Source organism: Cyanobium sp. NIVA-CYA 375, assembly GCF_056108345.1.
Map to the genome: position 1 here is coordinate 1 of NZ_JBSYHW010000111.1, position 5,105 is coordinate 5,105.

Here is a 5,105-nt window from a genome sequence, read left to right on the forward strand (position 1 = left end):
GCAGCTCGACCAGCAGCAGATCCGGTTCGTTCGGCAGAGCGGCCGGGATCTGGGCGCTGGGCGGGGGCAGGGAATTGGCCATGATGGCTTGATTGCCACGGCTGCCTCTCCACTGTGGGCACATTCGGCGCCGGATCAACTCTTTTATTCAGTGCGGCTCACATGATGATCCTGGCCTGATTGACTATCGCTCTGGGATCTCTGCATTGTGCAACCAGCCCAGTCGCTGGGCGAGCAGGCTGATCGGCCAGGCCAGCCCCACCATGGCGGTGGCGGCTGCGCAGAGCAGGGGCTCGCTGGCCACCATGCCCGCCAGGAATGCCAGCGACACGGCGCCGATCAGTAGTGGTGGCAGTGGGTAGCCCCAGCAGCGGAACGGCCTCGGCAGCTCCGGTTCGCGCTGTCGCAGTGCCATCAGGCTGGCGATGCCGACTAGGGGCAGCCCCACGTAGAGCACGGAGCCGAGGCTCAGCAGCCGCTCGAAGGAACCGGCCAGCACCAGCAAGGCGCCCCCGCCGCTGGTGAGCAGCAAGGCAGCCACGGGGGTGCCGCCCGCGTTCACGCTGGTGGTGATGGCCGGCACCAGGCCGGCGCGGCCCAGGCCGAGCAGGATGCGCGGAGCTGTCATCACCATGGTGTTGATCAGGCCCAGCAGGGCCAGCAGGGCTATGCCGGTGATCAACCCACCCCCGGCGCGGCCCACCAAGGCGTGCGCCGCCAGGGCCGCTGGCAGTGGGGAACTGGCCAGCAGCGGCAGCGGCAGCACATGCAGCAGGGCCAGGTTGATCAGCAGATAAAGCACCAGCACCGCCAGCACCCCGCCGATCAGGGAGCGGGGCAAATCTCGCCCGGGTTCACTGAATTCTTCAGCGAAATAAACGGGGCTGGCCCAGCCGTCGTAGGTGGTGATCACTGCCTGTAGGGCCAGCACTACTGCCAGGCTCAGGCTCCGCCAGCTCATCGAGGCGAGGGGCGTTGGGGTGGTTAGCGCGATAGGGGGTGACGCCTGGATGGGCAGCAGGAAGCAGGCCGCCACCAGGGCCAGAAAGGCCACCGCCTTGGCCAGGCTGAGTAATTCCTGGCTGGCGCTGCCGGCCCGCAGGCCTCGCAGCTGGATCAGGCTGAACAGGCCGATGGCCAGCAGCGCCAGGATTCGGGCCATGTAGGGCTCCTGGGGGATCGTGGCGGGCAGCAGGGCCTGGCCGTATTCCCCCACGGTGGTGGCCACCCAGGCCAGGCCGATGCAGTGGGCCAGCCAGTCGGTCCAGCCCGCCAGAAAGCCCACTCGCTTGCCGAAGGCCCGCTCGGCGTAGACATACCAACCGCCGGCCTTCGGTAAGGCTGCCGCCAACTCGGCAATGCACACCGCCCCCAGCAGGGCATAGAGCCCGCCGGCCAGCCAGGCGGCCAGCACCAGCTCCGCCGAGGGCAACTGGGCTGCCACCAGGCCCGGAGTGCGCAGGATGCCGGCCCCGATCGTGCCGCCCACGGCACCGGCCAAGCCAAAACCCACTCCCAGAATGTTCAGCAGCCGGCCTTTAGGGGCCTTATTTACTGGCTGCTGGTCGGGGATGGGTTGGCTCAACCGCTGTAGCTCTGCTCCAGCAACTGCATCGGATGCAGCACCGGGATCGGCTGGGGCAGCTCCTGCAGGTGGCGCCGGATTTGCAGGCTGCAGCCGATGTTGGCGCTTACAGCCAGCTCGGCACCGGTGCCGGCTAGGTCTCTGGCCTTGAGCTGCCCAAGGGCGGCGGCCTCCTCAGGCTGCACCAGGTTGTAGATGCCGGCGCTGCCGCAACACACTCCCGCTTCCGTCGCTTCGCGTAGCTGGATGTGGGGGATGGCATTGAGCAGGGCCCGAGGCTGGCTGCTGATGCCCTGGCCGTGCAGCATGTGGCAGGCGTCGTGATAAGCCAGTTGGAGCGGGCGTTCTGCGCTGGCTGGCTCGCCGTCAGCGTGGCTCAGGGGCTTAAGGGCGGCGAGGAATGGCTGGCTGAGGCCGAGATCGGCGAGGAACTCCTGAATATCCGCGACCGGGGCGGAGAAGCTGCTGCCGGTGAGCCGCCCGTAGGCCTTCATGGTGTGGCCGCAACCGGAAGCTGCCACCAATACGGCGTCGAGAGGCCCGGCCCCGGCGGGCTTGCCTGGGCCCACTACAGCCTCGAAGCTTTGGATCAGGGCCTGGGCCAGTTGGTGGGTTTGGTCCAGTTCCCCCTGGTGGTGGGTCACGGCGCCGCAGCAACCCTGGGCTGGCGGGATCACCACCTCGATGCCGTTGGCGCTAAGCACCTGAACGGCGGCCTGATTCACGGCTGGATCAAATAAACGCTGCACACAACCCAGCACTAGCCCTACCCGGGCGCGGCGAGGACCCTGGGCGGGCACTACCAGGTGGAAGTCGTCGCGGAAGCCGGCTGGCGCTAAAGGAGGTAGCAACTGATCGAGGGCCTCCAGCTGGGGGCCGAACAGGCGGGTGAGCCCACTGCGGCGGGCCAGGGCCTGCAGGGGGGTGCCGGCGTAAAGGCGCAGCGGCGTGAGCAGGGCCCGAAGCCGCGCAGGGTAGGGAAGCAGGGCAAACAGCAGCTTGCGAAATGCCTGCTGGGCGGAGCTGCGCAGTTCCGGGGCGTTGAGCTGGGGGCGCGTCGCCTCGATCATTTGGTCGTAGCGCACCCCTGACGGACAGGCGGTCACGCAGGCGAGACAGCCCAGGCAACTGTCGAAGTGTTTCGCCACGGTGGCGTCGAGGCTCAGTTCACCGTTGGCGATCGCCTTGAGGGTGTAGATGCGGCCCCGGGGTGAATCCATCTCCGTTCCCAGCACCCGGTAGCTGGCGCAGGTGGGCAGGCAGAAGCCGCAGTGCACGCAGGGGTCGGTGTTCATCCGCCGAAGTGGCGAATCACAGCATCAGCAAAGCCACTGCAGCTCACCGGCTCCACGGGGGGCTCCATCAGCCGGGCCAGGTCGTAGGTCACCTCGCCATTGGCGATGGCGGCGCTCAGGCCCGCGGTGATTAGGTCGGCGGCCTCCTGCCAGCCCATGAACTCGAGCATCATCACGCCGCTGAGGATCACCGAGCCGGGGTTGATCCGGTCCAGGCCGGCGTGCTTGGGCGCGGTGCCGTGGGTGGCCTCGAAGATGGCGGCGTTGTCGCCGATGTTGGCGCCGGGGGCCATGCCCAGGCCGCCCACCACGGCTGCGGCGGCATCGGAGATGTAGTCGCCGTTGAGGTTGAGGGTGGCGAGGATCGAGTAGTCGGCGGGGCGGGTCTGGATCTGTTGGAAGATGCTGTCGGCGATGCGGTCGTCGACAAGCACCATCTGCTTCCACTTGCCACCGCCGTGGCTGGCGCCGATGGTCTCGAGCACGCCCTGCACCTCGGCATCAATGGCGGCTTTCTTCTCGGGGGTGAGGCTGTCGTAGCCGGGCTCGATCATGCGGGCATTGGCCTCGATGCTCAGGCCGGGATCCTTTTCGAGGTTGTCGAGGATCCAGCTCTCCCGCTCGGTGATGCAGACATCGCGGAATTCGGTGCTGGCCAGTTCGTAGCCCCAGTCGCGGAAGGCACCTTCGGTGAACTTCATGATGTTGCCCTTGTGCACCAGGGTCACGTGGCGCTTGTCGCCCTCGAGGCGCAGGGCGTGCTGGATCGCCTTGCGGATGTGGCGCTGGCTGCCGTGCTTGCTCACGGGCTTGATGCCGATGCCGGAGCCCGCGGGGATGCGGCGGTTACCGAGCTTGCCGTTGGCTGGGATCACCACCTCATTGAGGTGCTTGATCAGATCGAGGCACACCGGATCGCCCGCTTCCCACTCGATCCCCATGTAGATGTCTTCGGTGTTTTCGCGATAAACGATCACATCGAGGTCTTGAGGGCGCTTGTGGGGGCTGGGGGTGCCCTCGTAGTAGCGGCAGGGCCGCACGCAGCAATACAGATCAAAGATCTGGCGCAGGGCCACGTTGAGGGAGCGGATGCCGCCGCCGATTGGCGTGGTGAGCGGGCCCTTGATGGCCACGCCGTACTGCTTGATGGCGCTCAGGGTGTCTTCCGGCAGGTACTGGTAGGTGCCGTAGAGGTCGCAGGCTTCGTCGCCGGCGTACACCTTGAACCACTCAATCCGGCGATCGTCGCCGTAGGCCTGGGCCACCGCCGCATCCAGCACTTTCTGGGTGGCGGGCCAGATGTCTACGCCCGTGCCATCACCGCGGATGAAGGGAATGATCGGATCATTGGGCACGATCGGCTGACCGTTTTCGAAGCGAATTGCGCTGCCGCTGGCAGGGGTGGTGAGCTTCTCAAAGCTGGCGGCGCTAGGGGTTGCCATGGGCTGTTACTGACCTGTTCGGCCTGAGCGGTGCGGCGAGCCTAGGTTTTAGGCATGTTGCGGTTCTGCTCAGGGGAAACGGCATGAATGCCACCGATCAGGCCCGATCCCTAGAACTTGCCTAGGCAATTGCTGCGGCGGCGAGCCTGTTTCGCGTCCACTTCCCCGATGCCCGAGCGAACCTCACCCCCTGGCGCGACGACGCACTGACCCGTGCCTTTGCCGAGCAGGAGAGCCTGGATCTCTCCTTTCATCTACCGGGTTGGAGTCCGCGCAGCCAGTGCCGCTCCTTTCTGGTGCAGCTGCGCCTGGACGGGGCCCCGGGGCGGAGCAGGCCTGAACGCCCCCGCCTGCTGGGGGTGACGATCCGGGGTCTCACCTACGAGAGCGAGCGCTGGCGGCTGGCCACCGTGGGCGACTGGCAGCCGTCGGGCAGTCATCTGCCCCAGGCCGAGGTGGCGCAGAAGTTGCAGCAGTTTTCCCGGGAGCTGTTTGATCTGTTCGGTGGCGCCGAGCAGGCCGATCAGGACCTGGCTGCGTAACCCTTCGCAACCTTGCCAGGCGCCCCGGTAAAACTCCCGCCTAACTTGGCGCCTCGCCCGTACCAAGCCCCCGTCAGATGGCCGTCGCCCTTGCTTCCCAACTGCGTGAAGGCACCAAAAAGGCCCACACGATGGCGGAGAACACCGGCTTCGTGAGCTGCTTCCTCAAGGGGGTGGTGGATAAGGCCAGCTACCGCACCCTGGTGGCCGACCTTTATTTCGTGTACTCCGCCATGGAGGA

5 protein-coding genes are annotated in these 5,105 nt (G+C 66.6%); 2 read left to right on the forward strand and 3 right to left on the reverse strand.

Translation table 11 applies throughout. The features are described from left to right. Positions 1-184: 184 nt before the first annotated feature. From AC01FP_RS15870 to AC01FP_RS15880, 3 genes are read right to left on the reverse strand one after another with little or no spacing between them, the layout of a single operon-like run. Entirely contained in the window at positions 185-1,585 is a 1,401-nt protein-coding gene (locus AC01FP_RS15870; protein WP_474481644.1) for an APC family permease, read from the reverse strand. Continuing rightward, on the reverse strand, positions 1,582-2,880 hold the full coding sequence (locus AC01FP_RS15875) for a (Fe-S)-binding protein (RefSeq protein WP_474481645.1): 1,299 nt from the start codon (positions 2,878-2,880) through the stop codon (positions 1,582-1,584). The genes AC01FP_RS15870 and AC01FP_RS15875 overlap by 4 nt, the downstream gene beginning before the upstream one ends. Then, entirely contained in the window at positions 2,877-4,322 is a 1,446-nt protein-coding gene (locus AC01FP_RS15880) for an NADP-dependent isocitrate dehydrogenase (RefSeq protein WP_474481646.1), read from the reverse strand. The genes AC01FP_RS15875 and AC01FP_RS15880 overlap by 4 nt, the downstream gene beginning before the upstream one ends. Before the next feature lie 128 nt (positions 4,323-4,450). Between AC01FP_RS15880 and AC01FP_RS15885 the strand changes: the two genes are divergently transcribed. Next, complete coding sequence (locus tag AC01FP_RS15885; RefSeq protein WP_474481647.1) at positions 4,451-4,864, forward strand: hypothetical protein; 414 nt, start codon at positions 4,451-4,453, stop codon at positions 4,862-4,864. Positions 4,865-4,941: 77 nt separating this feature from the next. Next, positions 4,942-5,105: biliverdin-producing heme oxygenase (locus AC01FP_RS15890; protein WP_474477741.1), on the forward strand; the 164-nt coding region annotated here is incomplete at its 3' end.

Bases quoted from the DNA above. Each gene is read 5' to 3' on its own strand.
- AC01FP_RS15875 (WP_474481645.1), bottom strand. From the start codon at position 2,880: ATGAACACCGACCCCTGCGTGCACTGCGGCTTCTGCCTGCCCACCTGC.
- AC01FP_RS15880 (WP_474481646.1), bottom strand. From the start codon at position 4,322: ATGGCAACCCCTAGCGCCGCCAGCTTTGAGAAGCTCACCACCCCTGCC.